This is a genomic window from Rubrivivax gelatinosus, from assembly GCF_016583785.1.
Classification (GTDB): Bacteria; Pseudomonadota; Gammaproteobacteria; order Burkholderiales; family Burkholderiaceae_C; genus Rubrivivax; species Rubrivivax gelatinosus_B.
On sequence record NZ_NRRU01000001.1, the window covers coordinates 40,942 to 55,893 of the forward strand.

Sequence of the window (14,952 nt, forward strand, 5' to 3'; positions counted from 1 at the left end):
ATGTTCGAGGTGAGGCGTGGGCGACGGGCAGCAGACTCGCCTGCTCGATGGATGATGGGGCACTCCTGGAAGCGGGTGGGCGGACTTGCCGTCGGGGCTCGCCTCGACCGAAGGGGTAGGCCTCAGCACATGTGCCTCAGATAAACTTGCGCATAAGTGCATTGTGAATCTCAACTCCGCGGACAACAGGAACGCGTTGCTCGACGATCTGAAAACCAGAGTGCGCGAAGAAGGGCTGAGCTGTTCTGCTGACGTCCGAGGTTAGTTCGGTGATTTGATGGCGCTTTGCTTCGGACTCAAGAACTGCCATGAGCGCGCTGCCAATACCTTGCCGAGGGTGCCGACCCGAAACAAAGAAGTGGTCGATGTACCCGTTCTGCTGGACATCTGCGTAGCCGACCAGTGCTCCCTCAAGCTCAGCAACGAACGGATTGATCACGCGAATTCGGTTTGCCCAGACTTCTTCATCTAGAACCGCTGGTGCCCAAGCATTGATTTGCTGTTCCGTGTAGTCTCGGCTGGCGATGAGGTGAATCGCCGAGTGGTAGATCTCGAAGAGTGCTGGCTCTTCGCCTGGATTGAAGCGGCGGATGCGCATCTCGAGAGGACTCCGAAAAGGAGGCGCCGAAAGCGGCGTCGGTTACAGATGATTCTGAGCCCGCGCACCAGAGCCTTCAATCTGCCACCCGCCTTCGAGGGGAGGGACGAGCGTGGCGAACAGCTCTCGCACCGCCCGCCGCGGGCGTCGGGTGGCCGGTGTAGGGAAGTATTAGGAGGAGGGCGGGCGCAGCCCGCCCGGGGGACATGACCGGAACCGGCCACCCGGCGACCGCGGCCCGCGCCGACGGTGGCGCGCCGGCCGGCGTCAACCAGTGGAGCCAGAAGCGAGGGGGAGCTTTCAGCCCCCCGCCGCCGCCCGCGCCAGCTTCCTCCGCTGCATCCACGCCAGCGCCTCGCCGACGAACCCGCGGCGGAAGGCGACGACGCAGGCGACGAAGATGCCGCCGATGATCACCGTCACCCAGGAGCCGACCCGGTCGGCCAGGAAGTTCTGCAGGCCGATGATCGTGAAGGCGCCGATCACCGGGCCGGCGAAGGTGCCCATGCCGCCCAGCAGCGTCATCAGCACCACCTCGCCCGACAGCGACCAGTGCGCGTCCGACAGCGTCGCGAAACCCAGCACCAGCGTCTTCAGCGAGCCGGCCAGCCCGGCGATCGCCGTGCTCAGCACGAAGGCCAGCAGCTTGTAGCGGTCGACGTCGTAACCCAGCGAGATCGCGCGCGGTTCGTTCTCTCGGATCGCCTTCAGCACCTGCCCGTAAGGCGAATGCACGATGCGGATGATGGCGGCGAAGACGGCGACGAAGACCGCCAGCACGACGTAGTACATCACCCGGTCGTCGGCCAGCGGCAGCACGCCGAACAGCTGGCCGCGCGGCACGCCCTGCAGCCCGTCCTCGCCGCCGGTGAACGGCGCCTGCAGGAAGACGAAGTAGACCATCTGCGCCAGCGCCAGCGTCACCATCGCGAAGTAGATGCCCTGGCGGCGGATCGCGATCAGCCCGACCAGCAGCCCCACCGCCGCGGCGATCAGCGTGCCGGCGACGATGCCCAGCTCCGGCGACCAGCCGGCGCTGCGCACCAGCCAGCCGGTCGAGTAGGCCGCCGCGGCGAAGTAGGCCGCGTGGCCGAAGGACAGGAGGCCGGTGTAGCCCAGCAGCAGGTTGAAGGCGCAGGCGAAGATCGCGAAACACAGCGCCTTCATGATGAAGATCGGGTAGATGCCCAGCCAGGGCGCGGCCAGCAGCAGCACGAGGCCCAGGCCCCAGCCGAAGTGCGCCATGCGTTCGCGGTCCATCACTTCTCCTTGCCGAACAGGCCGGCGGGCCGCAGCATCAGCACGATCGCCATGATCACGAAGACGACGATGTTCGAGGCCTCGGGGTAGAACACCTTGGTCAGGCCCTCGACCACGCCCAGCACCAGCCCGGTCAGGATCGAACCCAGGATCGAGCCCATGCCGCCGATCACGACGACGGCGAAGACGACGATGATCAGGTTGGCCCCCATCAGCGGCGTGATCTGGATGACCGGCGCCGCCAGCACCCCGGCCAGCGCCGCCAGCCCGGCACCGGCGGCGTAGGTCAGCGCCACCATCACCGGCACGTTGACGCCGAAAGCCTGCACCAGCGTCGGGTTCTCGGTGCCGGCACGCAGGTAGGAGCCCAGCCGCGTGCGCTCGATGACGAACCAGGTGCTGAAACACACCGTCAGCGAGGCGACGATGACCCAGGCGCGGTAGTTCGGCAGGATCATGAAGCCCAGGTCGGTCGCGCCCTGCAGCGCCTCGGGCACCGGGTATTGCTGGCCGGAGACGCCGAACTGCTCGCGCAGCACGCCTTCGGCGATCAGCGCCAGGCCGAAGGTCAGCAGCAGGCCGTAGATCGGGTCGACCTTGTACAGGCGCTTGAGCAGCGTGCGCTCGACGACGATGCCCAGGGCACCCACCACCAGCGGCGCCAGCACCAGCGCTGCCCAGTAGTTCAGCCCGAACTTCTCCAGCGCCAGCCAGGCGACGTAGGCGCCCAGCATGTAGAGCGCGCCGTGGGCGAAGTTGACGATCCCCAGCAACCCGAAGATCACCGCCAGCCCGAGGCTCAGCATGGCGTAGAACGAGCCGTTCACCAGGCCCAGCATGAGCTGGCCCAGGAAGGCCTGCAGCGGGATGCCGAGGATGTCCATCGCGTCAGCCCGCGGTCACTTCCAGAGAGCGCACTTGGACTCGGACTTCGTGGTCCAGGCCTCCTCGCCCTTGAAGGTCTGGACCACGTTGTAGTAGTCCCAGGGCTCGACCGACTTGTCCGGCGTCTTCACCTGCATCAGGTACATGTCGTGCACCATGCGGCCGTCTCCGCGGATGAAGCCGTCCTTGGCGAAGATGTCGTTGACCTTGGTCTTGCGCATCTGCGCCAGCACCTTGTCCGGGTCGTCGCTGCCGGTGGCCTTGACGGCGGCGAGGTACTGCGTCGCCACCGAGTAGTCGCCTGCCTGCAGCGACGACGGCATGCGCTTCATCTTCTCGAAGAAGCGCCGGCCCCAGGCGCGCGTCTCGGCGTCGCGGTTCCAGTACCAGCTGTCGGTCAGGTACATGCCCTGGGTCGTCTTCAGCCCCAGCGAGTGGATGTCGTTGATGAAGACCAGCAGCCCTGCGAGCTTCATCGACTTGGTGACGCCGAACTCGTTGGCCGCCTTGATCGCGTTGATGGTGTCGCCGCCGGCGTTGGCCAGGCCCAGGATCTGCGCCTTGCTCGCCTGCGCCTGCAGCAGGAAGGACGAGAAGTCGGTGGCCGACAGCGGGTGCTTGACCGAGCCGACGACGTTGCCGCCGGCGGCCTTGACCACCGCCGAAGCGTCGTTCTGCAGCTGCGCGCCGAAGGCGTAGTCGGCGGTCAGGAAGTACCAGCTCTTGCCGCCGGCCTTGACCACCGCGTTGCCGGTGCCCTTGGCCAGCGCCACGGTGTCGTAGGCCCAGTGCACGGTGTACGGGTTGCACTGCTCGTTGGTCAGCGCCGAGGTCGCGGCGCCGACGGCGATGAAGGGCTTCTTCTTCTCGGCCGCCACCTTGGCCATCGCCAGGCTGGTGCCGGAGTTGGTGCCGCCGATCAGCAGGTCCAGGCCCTGGGTGTCGAACCACTCGCGCGCCTTGGCGGCGGCGACGTCGGCCTTGTTCTGGTGGTCGGCGAACACGACCTCGATCTTCTTGCCGGCGACGCTGCCGCCGGCGTCGGCGATGGCCATGCGGATGGCCTCGACGCCGCCGGCGCCGTCGATGTCGGAGTACAGCCCCGACATGTCCGTGATCAGGCCGATGCGCACCACGTCGCCCGAGATCTGGGCGTGGGCGCTGGCGCCGAAAGCGGCGGCCATCGCGAGCGTGCAGGCGCACGTGATCTTGCTGAGTCTCATGGGGTCGTCTCCGTCGGGGTTGTGGGGGCAGGGGCGTTCACACGCCGAGGTACTCGTGCAGGCGCTCCAGCCGCGCCGGCAGTTCGGCCTGGCTGAACTGCTGGATCACCTGGCCGTGTTCCATCACGAGAAAGCGGTCCGCCAGCGGCGCCGCGAAGCGGAAGTTCTGCTCGACCATCACGATCGTGTAGCCCTCGCGCCGCAGCGCCAGCACCATCTCGGCGAGCTTGTGCACGATGACCGGCGCCAGGCCTTCGCTGATCTCGTCGAGCAGCAGCAGGCGGGCGCCGGTGCGCAGGATGCGCGCCACGGCCAGCATCTGCTGTTCGCCGCCCGAGAGCCGCGTGCCCTGGCTGGCGGCGCGCTCCTTCAGGTTCGGGAACATCGTGTAGATCTGGTCGAGCGACATGCCGCCCGGGGCCAGCGTCGGCGGCAGCAGCAGGTTCTCCTCGGCCGACAGGCTGGAGAAGATGCCGCGTTCCTCGGGGCAGTAGCCGATGCCCAGGCGCGCGACGCGGTGCGTCGACAGCGCGATGGCCTCGGTGCCGCGCACCCTCACCGAGCCCTTGCGCGCGCCGGTCAGGCCCATGATCGCGCGCAGCGTGCTGGTGCGCCCGGCGCCGTTGCGGCCCAGGAGCGTCACGACCTCGCCTTCGTCGACGTGGAAGTCGACGCCGTGCAGCACGTGCGACTCGCCGTACCAGGCGTGCAGGCCACTCACCTCGAGCAAACGTGTGCCGGCCATCAGTGCGCCCCCGCGAGCTGGGCGTCGGCGCTGCCCATGTAGGCTTCCATCACCGCCGGGTTGCGCGAGACATCGGCATACGGCCCTTCGGCCAGCGTCGCGCCGCGCTGCAGCACGGTGATGGTGTCGGCGATGCTGGCGACGACGCTCATGTTGTGTTCGACCATCAGGATCGTGCGATCGGCCGACACCTGCTTGATCAGCCGGCGCACGCGGTCCACGTCTTCCAGCCCCATGCCCTGGGTTGGTTCGTCCAGCAGCATCAGCTGCGGCTCCATCGCCAGCGTGGTCGCGATCTCGAGCGCACGCTTGCGGCCGTAGCTCAGTTCCACCGCCAGGTGGCCGGCGTAGTCGGCCAGGTCGACGGCGCGCAGCAGCTCGCGTGCGCGCTCGTTCAGCCCGTGCAGCGAACGTTCGGCGCGCCAGAACTGGAACGAGTTGCCGAGCTTCCTCTGCAGCGCCACGCGCACGTTCTCCAGCACCGTCAGGTGCGGGAACACGGCCGAGATCTGGAACGAGCGGATGACGCCGCGGCGCGCGATGTGCGCCGGCGACTCGCCGGTGATGTCCTGCCCGTCGAACAGGATGCGGCCACTGGTCGGGCGCAGGAACTTGGTCAGCAGGTTGAAGCAGGTGGTCTTGCCGGCGCCGTTGGGGCCGATCAGCGCGTGGATGTGGCCACGGCGCACGCGCAGGTTCACCTTGTTCACGGCGACGAAGCCCTTGAACTCCTTCGTCAGGTCCTGCGTCTCGAGGATGTGGTCGGCGCTCATCGTGTGTCCTCGCGGGCGCCCAGGCGGCGCGACAGCGTGCGCGCGGCCTGCAGCACCAGCTCGCGCTGGCGCGAGAGGGTTGCGGGGTCGAGCGCGGCCTTGTTGATGCAGAAGGCGATGCCGGCGACGGGCCGGCCGGCGGTGTCGACCACCGGGGCGGCGAGTGCGTAGACGCCTTCGCGCACGCCGCCGTCGTCGACCGCCCAGCCGCGTTCGCGCGCTTCGGCCAGCTCGGCCAGCAGCGCGTCGACGTCGGTCGCGCCCGGCGGCACCAGCGCACGCACCTCGGCCGGGTCCAGGCAGGCGAGCATGGCCTTGCCGGTGCTGGTGACCCAGGCCGGCAGCCGCATGCCCAGGCTGAAGGCCAGGCTGAGCGGGCGCGCGCTGTTGCGCACGCCGATGTAGACGACGTCGGCGCCGTTGAGCACCGACAGCACCAGTGTCTCGTCGGGCGGCGGGGTCTCGCGCCAGAGTGCGTCGAACTCGGCGGCGACGTGGGTGCTGGCGACAAAGGCCGCGGCCAGCGTCATCACGCCCGGGCCGATCAGCAGCGCGCCGTTGTCGGCGCGGCGCAGGTAGCCGCAGTTCAGCAGCGTGCCGCACAGCCCGTGCACGCTGCTGCGCGGTAGATTCAGCGCCGCGGCCAGGCCGGCCATGCTCATCGGCCGGCGCTCGCGCGCCAGCAGGTCCAGCACCGACACCGCGCGCACGACCGCCGGCACCAGGGCGGCGGGGCGGTCGGTCATCGGCAAGGCCATGGTCATCTGGGTGTTCGATCCGCTGAACACCGTTCACGGAGCTGAACGGCCGGCGCAGTCTAGGAGCGGTCATTTCCCTATGCGCGCGGCTTGCGGGAAAGCGCTGATGGGGATGTCCCAGCCCCGAAAGCGCGGGGCGGGGGCGACCCGCAGACTCGCCGCCGGCGCCTGCCGGCCTCGTTTCAGGCGGTACGGTCGACGCGCAGCGCCAGCACGACCGAGGTCGTCGTCTTCTTCACGCCGTCGATCTCGCCGATCTCGTCGAGCAGCACGTCCAGGCGCGCGGTCGAGTCGGTGCGCAGCAGCGCCAGGTAGTCGAACTCGCCGCTGACCGAACACAGCTGGCGCAGCTCGGGCAGCGCCGCCAGCCGGCGCGTGACCTCGCGCGCCGACTTGGGTTCGATCGTGATGCCGACCCAGGCCTGCACGCCGCGTTCGGCTTCGTCCAGCCCCAGGCGCACCGTGTAGCCGACGATGACGCCGCTGCGCTCCAGCCGCTCCAGCCGCGCTATCACCGTGGTGCGCGCCACGCCCAGCTTGCGCGCGAGCTCGGCCGTGCTGGCGCGGGCGTTCGCCTGCAGCAGCGTGATCAGGTCGCGGTCCATCTGGTCGCGGGGCATGCCGACATTATGTCGGCCGCTGCCGACGATTCGTCGAAACAAGTGCCTCTTTCGACGAACTCGGCCCTATCTTGTGTCAAGCGCTGTTCCTAGACTGCGCCGCATCCCAGCCCTCACCCCGAAGGAGCCCGAATGCGCGTGACCCTGCTCGGTGCCGGCCACATCGGCCAGACCATCGCCCGCCTGCTGTCGGCCAGCGGCGACTACGAACTGACCGTCGTCGACCGCGACGCCGCGCCGCTGGCCGCGCTGCAAGGCCTGCCGCTGGCCACGCGTGTGGCCGACACCGGCGACGACGCCGCGCTGCTGGCGCTGCTGCGCGGCCAGGACGCGGTGATCAACGCGCTGCCCTACTACCTGGCGACGCGTGTCGCGACGCAGGCGCGCGAGGCGCGCTGCCACTACTTCGATCTGACCGAGGACGTCGCCGCGACGCGCGCGATCAAGGCCCTGGCCGAAGGCGCGAGCACCGCCTTCATGCCGCAGTGCGGTCTCGCGCCGGGTTTCATCGGCATCGTCGCGCACCACCTGGCGCAGAGCTTCGACGCGCTGCACGAGCTGAAGATGCGGGTCGGCGCGCTGCCGGCCTTCCCGACGAACGCGCTGAAATACAACCTGACCTGGAGCGTCGACGGCCTGATCAACGAGTACTGCCACCCCTGCGAGGCGATCCGCGACGGTCGGGCGACCGAGGTGCTGGCGCTCGAAGGGCTGGAGCACTTCTCGCTGGACGGCACCGAGTACGAGGCTTTCAACACCTCGGGCGGCCTGGGCACGCTGTGCGAGACCTGGGCCGGCCGCGTGCAGACGCTGGACTACAAGAGCGTGCGCTACCCCGGCCACCGCGCGCTGATGAAGCTGCTGCTGGAGGAACTGCTGCTCAAGCACGACCAGGGCACGCTGAAGGACATCATGCGGCGCGCGATCCCGAGCACGATGCAGGACGTGGTGCTGGTCTTCGTCACCGCCAGCGGCATGCGCGGCGGCGCGCTGGTGCAGGAGGTGTTCGCGCGCAAGATCTTCGCCGAGCGTGCGCCGGGCCAGCCGACCTCGGCGATCCAGATCACGACGGCCGCCGGCATCTGCGCCGCGGTCGACCTGTTCCGCGAAGGCCGGCTGCCGCAGCAGGGTTTCGTGCGCCAGGAACAGGTGGCGCTGCCGGACTTCCTGGCCAACCGCTTCGGCGCCGCCTATCAGCAGTCGCGCCAGGTCGAAAGCATCGGCTGAAAGAGCGGCCGGCCGTGCTGTTTCATCCGGTTCCCTCAATGGCACAATCATTCGAAGAATGAAAGTCCAGGGAGGAACCATGCAAATCAAGAATCTGCAGCGCTCGGCCGTGCTCGTCTTCGCGGTGCTCGCCGCGGGCTGTACCGCGGTGACCAAGATTTCGACGACGCAAGCCGGTGGGCGCGTGGCGATCGAGAATTCGAAAGATTTTTCCGCGCCCCGCGTCGAGACGATTGCCGCCACCAGCTTCGGCAATTACGACTTCAAGGCCGAGGCCCCGGGCCTGGATCCGTTTTACGGGATGCTGCCGCTGAAGTTCAACGGCGGCTATCTTGCTCTGGATATCCTCTTCTTCGCGCCGGCGGCTTTCTACAATCTCCGCGAGGTGTATCCGGAGTACGAGTTCGACGTCGAGAAGAAGCACGTGAAGTATCGCAAGTCGTCGGCCGACGAATGGATCATCTACGTTCCGCTCGATCCCGCCGCGGCGCACACGCGCAACAGTCTGAAGGCGCCCGAGTAAGGCCGGCGCGCCCCGGCGGCAGCGCCGGCCACGGCAGAATGCGGGCCCTTCGTCTCACGGGACCTGCATGACTCTCTCGCGCTCGGGCGGCTTCGACGCCGCCATCGTCGACCTCGACGGCACCCTGGTTGACACCGTCGGCGATTTCGAACTCGCGCTCGGCCATGCGCTGCACGACCTGGGCTACACGCCGGTCTCGCGCGCCTTCATCTCGCACACCGTCGGCAAGGGCACCGAACACCTGATCCGGCGCACGCTGGCCGAAGCCGGTGCGCCGGCCTCGCTGTACGAGGCCGCCGACGAGCGCTACCGCCACCACTACCTGCGTATCAACGGCCAGGCCTCGCTCGTCTACCCCGGCGCGGCCGAAGGCCTGCAGGCGCTGAAGGCGATGGGGCTCAAGCTCGCCTGCGTGACGAACAAACCGGCGGCCTTCGCGCTGCCGCTGCTCGAGGCCAAGGGGCTGGCGCGCTGGTTCGACCTCGCCTACGGCGGCGACGCCTTCGAGCGCAAGAAGCCCGACCCGATGCCGCTGCTCAAGGCCTGCGAAGCACTGGGCACGCTGCCGGCGCGCACGCTGATGATCGGCGACTCGATGAACGACGCCCAGGCGGCCCGCGCCGCCGGCTGCCGGGTGGCGCTGGTGCGCTACGGCTACAACCACGGCGAGCCGGTCGAGGCCGCGGGCGCCGACGCGATCGTCGACCGCATCGACGAGCTGCCGGCGCTAATGGCCTGACTCGGCACCGCGCCGCGTCGCGCGCCCCAGCAGCGCGTCCTTGAGCGCGGCGTCGGCGGGCCTGGGGCCCAGCCAGATGCTGAGCAGCGAGGTGAAGAACTCGGGCTCGCGGATCGGCTCGCTGGCCGCCTTGCCGTTGACGAGCACGCTGGTGCCGACGCCGGGCACGAAGTCGACGCTGAAGTGGTCACCGGCCAGCAGCTTCTTGCGCGCCGAGAAGATGTCGGCCATGCGCAGCGTGCCGGGGATGGACTGCAGCCAGTGCTGCGGCGGCGCGTTGTCTTCCATGCCGCGCGTGAACAGCCGGCCGAGTTCGTTGGCATCGATGTCGCGCAGCATCACGACGTGGATGCGCTTGGGGCCGGGCATCGCGAGCACGGCTTCGGGCGTGTCGGCGCGCTGGGGCAGATACAGCCCCGCGGTGTAGACCTTGACGACGAACTTGTAGCGCACGCCGGCACCATTGAGCCCCAGGCTGTTGCCGCCGACGCTGGCGGCCGCGGGGTAGGGCACGCCCGCCGGCTCGGCGGCGGGCTGGCTGTTCGCGGCGCTGGACAGGAGCAGCGTGGTCACCAGGAAGGCCGTCAGGACGCGCAGATGCATGGCGGTGCTCGAAGGATGAACCCGGCGATGGCGGGCGCCTGAGTCTGGCATCGCATCGGCCGAGCGGCGGTCGCCCCGGTTACACTGGCAGCACTCATGTTCACGGCCCACGCATCGACCAAAGGTTCCCGCGACCGGGGAGCCTGGCCCTGGCGTCGCTCTCGCTAGCCTCGCCTGACCACCGCGTCAGGCCACGCCGCGAGACGCCGACACCCCAGTCGGCGCCGCTTCTCAAGACGACATGCAGTGCCTGAGCCTAGACGCGCCGGGTGACTGCCGCGAGAGGGCCCAGAAGTGATCACTGAACTCGAATTCAAGAGCCTTGCCGAGCAGGGCTACAACCGCATTCCGCTCATCGCCGAGGCCTTCGCCGACCTCGAGACGCCGCTGTCGCTGTACCTGAAGCTGGCCGGCGGCCAGCGCAACAGCTTCCTGCTCGAATCGGTCGTCGGCGGCGAACGTTTCGGCCGCTACTCCTTCATCGGCCTGCCCGCGCACACGCTGCTGCGAGCCACGGGCGGGCTGACCGAGGTCGTGCACGACGGCGCCGTGGTCGAGACGCACGAAGGCAATGCGCTCGACTTCATCGAGGCCTACCAGAAACGCTTCAAGGTGGCGCTGCCGCCGGGGCTGCCTCGGTTCTGCGGCGGGCTGGCGGGTTATTTCGGCTACGACGCGGTGCGCTACATCGAGCCGCGGCTGGCCAGGACCGAGAAGCCCGGCGGCCTGGACACGCCCGACATCCTGCTGCTGCAGACCGAGGAAGTCGCCGTCATCGACAACCTGTCGGGCCGGCTGTACCTGATCGTCTGGGCCGACCCGGGATCGCCCGAGGCCTTCTTCCGCGGCAAGAAGCGTCTCGCCGAGCTGACCGACCGGCTGCGTTATTCGGTCACCGCGCCGCAGGTGCGGCGTGGCCCGAGCTACGCCGTCGAGCGCGAGACGACGCAGCAGCAGCTGGAAGACGCAGTGCGGCGCTGCAAGGAATACATTGCCGCCGGCGACTGCATGCAGGTCGTCATCGGCCAGCGGCTGAAGAAACGCTACACCGAGAGCCCGCTGTCGCTGTACCGCGCGCTGCGCTCGCTGAACCCGTCGCCCTACATGTATTACTACGACATGGGCGACTTCCAGATCGTCGGCGCCAGCCCCGAGATCCTGGTGCGCCAGGAGAGCACGCCCGAAGGCCGCAAGGTGACGATCCGCCCGCTGGCCGGCACGCGCCCGCGCGGCGCGACGCCCGAGCGCGACGCGGCGCTGGCCGCCGAGCTGAAGGCCGACCCGAAGGAACGCGCCGAGCACCTGATGCTGATCGACCTGGCGCGCAACGACATCGGCCGCATCGCCAAGACCGGCACGGTCAAGGTGACCGAGGCCTTCGAGGTCGAGCGCTACTCGCACGTGATGCACATCGTCAGCAACGTCGAGGGCCTGCTGGAGGACGGCGCCACCAGCCTGGACGTGTTCCGCGCCAGCTTCCCGGCCGGCACGCTGAGCGGCGCGCCCAAGATCCGGGCGATGGAGATCATCGACGAGCTCGAACCCGTCAAGCGCGGCATCTACGGCGGCGCCTGCGGCTACCTCAGTTTCGCCGGCGACATGGACCTGGCGATCGCGATCCGCACCGGCATCGTCCAGCACAACACGCTGTACGTGCAGGCCGCGGCCGGCGTCGTCGCCGACTCGGTGCCCGAGCTCGAGTGGAAGGAGACCGAGGCCAAGGCCCGGGCGCTCATCCGCGCGGCGGAACTCGTGGAAGAGGGGTTCTGATCATGCTGCTGATGATCGACAACTACGACAGCTTCACCTTCAACCTGGTGCAGTACTTCGGCGAGCTGGGCGAGGACGTGCGCGTGCTGCGCAACGACGAGATCGACGTCGCCGGCATCGCCGCGCTCAAGCCCGACCGGCTGGTGCTGTCGCCGGGGCCGTGTTCGCCGGCCGAGGCCGGGGTCTGCGTCGAGGCCATCCGCCACTTCACCGGCAAGCTGCCGCTGCTGGGCGTGTGTCTGGGCCACCAGGCCATCGGCGCGGCGCTCGGCGGGCGCGTCGTCCGCGCCCAGGTGCAGATGCACGGCAAGGCGAGTGAGATCAGGACCGACGGCCGCGGCGTCTACGCCGGCCTGCCGGAACGGTTCACGGTGATCCGCTACCACTCGCTGGCGATCGAGCGCGAGACGCTGCCGGCGGAGCTGGAGATCACGTCGACGACGGCCGACGGCGAGATCATGGGCGTGCGCCACCGCGGCCTGGCCGGCACGGCCACGCCGCTGGAAGGGGTGCAGTTCCACCCCGAGTCCATCCTCAGCGAACACGGCCACGCGATGCTGAAGAACTTCCTGACCATGGGCGCGGCGCGCTGAAGCCGAAGGGGAACACGATGGCGATCACGAATACCGAGGCGCTGACGCGCGTCATCGAGCACCGCGAGATCTTCCACGACGAGATGCTCGAGCTGATGCGCCGCATCATGAACGGCGAGATGTCGCCGGTGATGATCGCGGCCTTCGCGATCGGGTTGCGCGTCAAGAAGGAGAGCATCGGCGAGATCGCGGCCGCGGCCCAGGTGATGCGCGAGTTCGCGACGCCTGTGCCGGTGGCCGACCGCAGCGGCCTGGTCGACATCGTCGGCACCGGCGGCGACGGCTCGCACACCTTCAACATCTCGACCGCGGCGACCTTCGTCGCCGCCGCGGCCGGTGCACGCGTGGCCAAACACGGCGGCCGCAGCGTCTCGTCGACCTCGGGTTCGGCCGACGTGATGGAGGCGCTGGGCGCCTACATCGGCCTGACGCCGGAGCAGGTCGCCGCCTGCCTGGAAGAAACCGGCATCGGCTTCATGTTCGCGCCCAACCATCACGCGGCGATGAAACACGCCGCGCCGGTGCGGCGCGAGCTCGGCGTGCGCACGATCTTCAACATCCTGGGCCCGCTGACGAATCCGGCCGGCGCGCCCAACCAGCTGCTGGGCGTGTTCCACCCCGACCTGGTCGGCATCCAGGTGCGGGTGCTGCAGCGCCTGGGCAGCGAACACGCGCTCGTCGTCTACGGCACCTGCGGCATGGACGAGATCTCGCTGTCGGGCGAAACCATGGTCGGCGAGCTGAAGGACGGCGAGGTGCGCGAGTACGTGGTGCACCCGAGCGACTTCGGCCTGCCCGTCTACGACGTGCGCGTGCTGCGTGTGGCCAACCGCGACGAGTCGCTGGCCTGCATCCGCCGCGTGCTCGCCAACGAAGACGGGCCGATGCGCGACATCGTGCTGCTCAACGCCGGCGGTGCGCTCTACTGCGCCGGCGTCGCGGCTTCGATCGCCGACGGCGTGCGCCGGGCGCGCGAAGCGGTGGCTTCGGGTGCGGCGGCGGCCAAGCTCGAGCAGTACGTCGCCGTCAGCAACCGTTTCCGCCCCGCCTGAACATGGACGACATCCTGCAGCGCATCGTGGCCGTCAAACACGAGGAGATCGCCGCCGGCCGGCGCGAGCGCAGCCTGCAGAGCTGGCGCGACGAGGCCGAGGCGCGGCGCGACACGCGTGGTTTCGAGGCCGGGCTGCGCCAGCGCATCGCCGCCGGCCACGCCGGCGTCATCGCCGAGGTCAAGAAGGCGAGCCCGAGCAAAGGCGTGCTGCGCGAACACTTCGTGCCGGCCGAGATCGCCGCGTCCTACGAGCGCCACGGTGCCGCTGCCTTGAGCGTGCTGACCGACCAGCGCTTCTTCCAGGGTTCGGTCGCCGCGCTGCAGGCCGCTCGCGCCGCCTGCGCGCTGCCGGTGCTGCGCAAGGACTTCATCGTCGACGAATACCAGGTGTTCGAAGCGCGTGCGATCGGCGCCGACGCCATCCTGCTGATCGCCGCCTGCCTGGACGATGTGCAGATGCACGACCTGGAGGCCTGCGCGCACGCGCTCGGCCTGGACGTGCTGGTCGAGGTGCACGACGGCGCCGAGCTGGAACGTGCGCTCGGCCTGAAGACGCCGCTGCTGGGCATCAACAACCGCAACCTGCGGACTTTCGAGGTCACGCTGGAGACGACGCTGGGTCTGTTGGCGCAGGTGCCGGCCGAGCGGCTGCTGGTCACCGAGTCCGGCATCCTGGGCCCGGCCGACGTGCAGCGCATGCGCGCCGCCGGCGTGCACGCCTTCCTCGTCGGCGAGGCCTTCATGCGCGCGAGCGACCCCGGCGCGGCGCTGGCCGGCCTGTTCGCATGACGGCCGACGAACTGCCGGCAGCGTTCGCGACGCTGCCGCCGGCCTGGCGCGCGGTGTTGCCGGGCTGGACACCGGCGGCCGAGGCGGCCGTCGTCGACCGTGTGCGCGCCGTCTCGGCCACACGCGAGATCGGCCCGCCGGACCCGTTCCGCGCGCTGCGGCTGGTGGCGCCCGACGCCGTGCGGGTCGTGCTGCTGGGTCAGGATCCCTATCCGCGGCCGGGCCACGCCGACGGGCTGGCCTTCTCCGCCGGCCATGGAAAGCCCCACTCGCTGCGTCGGGTTTTTGACGTGCTGGCGGCGGACCGGCCTGACTGGCAGCGGCCCGAGCGCTGGGCGCTGGACGGCTGGGCGGCGCAGGGCGCGCTGCTGCTGAACCCGGTGCTGACGGTTGAAATCGGCAGCGCCGGCAGCCATCTGGCATGTGGTTGGCAGGCGCTCACATCCGAAATCGTCTCGGTTTTGTGCCAACGTGAGCAGGCGCCGGCATTCCTGTTGTGGGGAAAACCGGCGAATGCCTTCTTCGATGCGGCCTGTCCGGCGGGCTGCCGGCCGCCTGTCTGGCGTACGCGCCACCCGTCGCACGACTTCCGGCGCGAGTTCATGGCTGACGGCAGTCACTTCGCCGCGACGGCTGATCGCATCGATTGGTGGCGCGGGGCTGGTATTTCCTGCTGACCGTGCTACACTCTCTGGCTCTCCGGAGGGGTGCCCGAGTGGCTAAAGGGGGCAGACTGTAAATCTGTTGGCTTACGCCTACGCTGGTTCGAATCCAGCCTCCTCCACCAGAGAG

Annotated in this window: 17 protein-coding genes and 1 tRNA gene; 9 read left to right on the forward strand and 9 right to left on the reverse strand. The window is 69.1% G+C overall.

Going from position 1 to position 14,952, the window contains the following annotated elements; translation table 11 throughout:
* Window positions 1-136 precede the first annotated feature (136 nt).
* From CKO43_RS00215 to CKO43_RS00250, 8 genes are all read right to left on the reverse strand, one after another.
* On the reverse strand, window positions 137-598 hold the full coding sequence (locus CKO43_RS00215; protein WP_200225767.1) for a GNAT family N-acetyltransferase: 462 nt from the start codon (window positions 596-598) through the stop codon (window positions 137-139).
* A 300-nt stretch (window positions 599-898) separates the two neighbouring features.
* A complete protein-coding gene (locus CKO43_RS00220) occupies window positions 899-1,858 on the reverse strand; it encodes a branched-chain amino acid ABC transporter permease (protein WP_200225770.1) in 960 nt (319 codons plus the stop codon).
* On the reverse strand, window positions 1,858-2,742 hold the full coding sequence (locus CKO43_RS00225) for a branched-chain amino acid ABC transporter permease (protein WP_200225773.1): 885 nt from the start codon (window positions 2,740-2,742) through the stop codon (window positions 1,858-1,860). The genes CKO43_RS00220 and CKO43_RS00225 overlap by 1 nt, the downstream gene beginning before the upstream one ends.
* Before the next feature lie 15 nt (window positions 2,743-2,757).
* The gene (locus CKO43_RS00230; protein ID WP_200377475.1) at window positions 2,758-3,966 is read right to left on the reverse strand and encodes an ABC transporter substrate-binding protein; all 1,209 of its coding nucleotides are present in this window, start codon (window positions 3,964-3,966) and stop codon (window positions 2,758-2,760) included.
* Window positions 3,967-4,003: 37 nt separating this feature from the next.
* Entirely contained in the window at window positions 4,004-4,711 is a 708-nt protein-coding gene (locus CKO43_RS00235; RefSeq protein ID WP_200225777.1) for an ABC transporter ATP-binding protein, read from the reverse strand.
* The gene (locus CKO43_RS00240) at window positions 4,711-5,484 is read right to left on the reverse strand and encodes an ABC transporter ATP-binding protein (RefSeq protein WP_200225779.1); all 774 of its coding nucleotides are present in this window, start codon (window positions 5,482-5,484) and stop codon (window positions 4,711-4,713) included. The genes CKO43_RS00235 and CKO43_RS00240 overlap by 1 nt, the downstream gene beginning before the upstream one ends.
* A complete protein-coding gene (locus CKO43_RS00245) occupies window positions 5,481-6,248 on the reverse strand; it encodes an IclR family transcriptional regulator (RefSeq protein ID WP_200377476.1) in 768 nt (255 codons plus the stop codon). Before CKO43_RS00245 ends, CKO43_RS00240 begins: the two co-directional genes overlap by 4 nt.
* Before the next feature lie 176 nt (window positions 6,249-6,424).
* Window positions 6,425-6,862, reverse strand: coding sequence for an Lrp/AsnC family transcriptional regulator (locus CKO43_RS00250; RefSeq protein WP_200225784.1), 438 nt, complete (start codon window positions 6,860-6,862; stop codon window positions 6,425-6,427).
* Window positions 6,863-6,994: 132 nt separating this feature from the next.
* On the opposite strand from CKO43_RS00250, the gene CKO43_RS00255 reads away from it, so the two are divergent.
* The 3 genes from CKO43_RS00255 to gph all read left to right on the forward strand — a co-directional run bounded on the left by CKO43_RS00255 (window position 6,995) and on the right by gph (window position 9,351).
* Window positions 6,995-8,089: a saccharopine dehydrogenase family protein gene (locus CKO43_RS00255; RefSeq protein ID WP_200225786.1), complete on the forward strand. Its 1,095-nt coding sequence runs from the start codon at window positions 6,995-6,997 to the stop codon at window positions 8,087-8,089.
* Between the two features lie 79 nt (window positions 8,090-8,168).
* Complete coding sequence (locus tag CKO43_RS00260; RefSeq protein ID WP_200225788.1) at window positions 8,169-8,612, forward strand: hypothetical protein; 444 nt, start codon at window positions 8,169-8,171, stop codon at window positions 8,610-8,612.
* Window positions 8,613-8,679: 67 nt separating this feature from the next.
* Window positions 8,680-9,351, forward strand: coding sequence for a phosphoglycolate phosphatase (gene gph / locus CKO43_RS00265; protein WP_200225790.1), 672 nt, complete (start codon window positions 8,680-8,682; stop codon window positions 9,349-9,351).
* Here the strand turns inward: gph and CKO43_RS00270 are convergent.
* Window positions 9,340-9,954 (reverse strand): chalcone isomerase family protein, encoded by a 615-nt coding sequence (locus tag CKO43_RS00270; RefSeq protein ID WP_200377477.1) that lies wholly within the window; start codon window positions 9,952-9,954, stop codon window positions 9,340-9,342. The genes gph and CKO43_RS00270 overlap by 12 nt on opposite strands.
* A 294-nt stretch (window positions 9,955-10,248) precedes the next feature.
* On the opposite strand from CKO43_RS00270, the gene trpE reads away from it, so the two are divergent.
* The 6 genes from trpE to CKO43_RS00300 all read left to right on the forward strand — a co-directional run bounded on the left by trpE (window position 10,249) and on the right by CKO43_RS00300 (window position 14,947).
* Window positions 10,249-11,724, forward strand: coding sequence for an anthranilate synthase component I (gene trpE, locus CKO43_RS00275; RefSeq protein ID WP_200225795.1), 1,476 nt, complete (start codon window positions 10,249-10,251; stop codon window positions 11,722-11,724).
* A 2-nt stretch (window positions 11,725-11,726) separates the two neighbouring features.
* Window positions 11,727-12,317, forward strand: a complete 591-nt coding sequence (locus CKO43_RS00280) for an anthranilate synthase component II (protein ID WP_200225797.1) — start codon at window positions 11,727-11,729, stop codon at window positions 12,315-12,317.
* 17 nt (window positions 12,318-12,334) lie between these two features.
* A complete protein-coding gene (gene trpD, locus CKO43_RS00285) occupies window positions 12,335-13,369 on the forward strand; it encodes an anthranilate phosphoribosyltransferase (RefSeq protein ID WP_200225799.1) in 1,035 nt (344 codons plus the stop codon).
* A 2-nt stretch (window positions 13,370-13,371) separates the two neighbouring features.
* Window positions 13,372-14,160: an indole-3-glycerol phosphate synthase TrpC gene (gene trpC / locus CKO43_RS00290; protein WP_200377478.1), complete on the forward strand. Its 789-nt coding sequence runs from the start codon at window positions 13,372-13,374 to the stop codon at window positions 14,158-14,160.
* The gene (locus tag CKO43_RS00295) at window positions 14,157-14,837 is read left to right on the forward strand and encodes a uracil-DNA glycosylase (protein WP_200377479.1); all 681 of its coding nucleotides are present in this window, start codon (window positions 14,157-14,159) and stop codon (window positions 14,835-14,837) included. Before trpC ends, CKO43_RS00295 begins: the two co-directional genes overlap by 4 nt.
* A gap of 24 nt (window positions 14,838-14,861) precedes the next feature.
* Window positions 14,862-14,947 (forward strand) — tRNA-Tyr (locus CKO43_RS00300).
* Window positions 14,948-14,952: the final 5 nt, after the last annotated feature.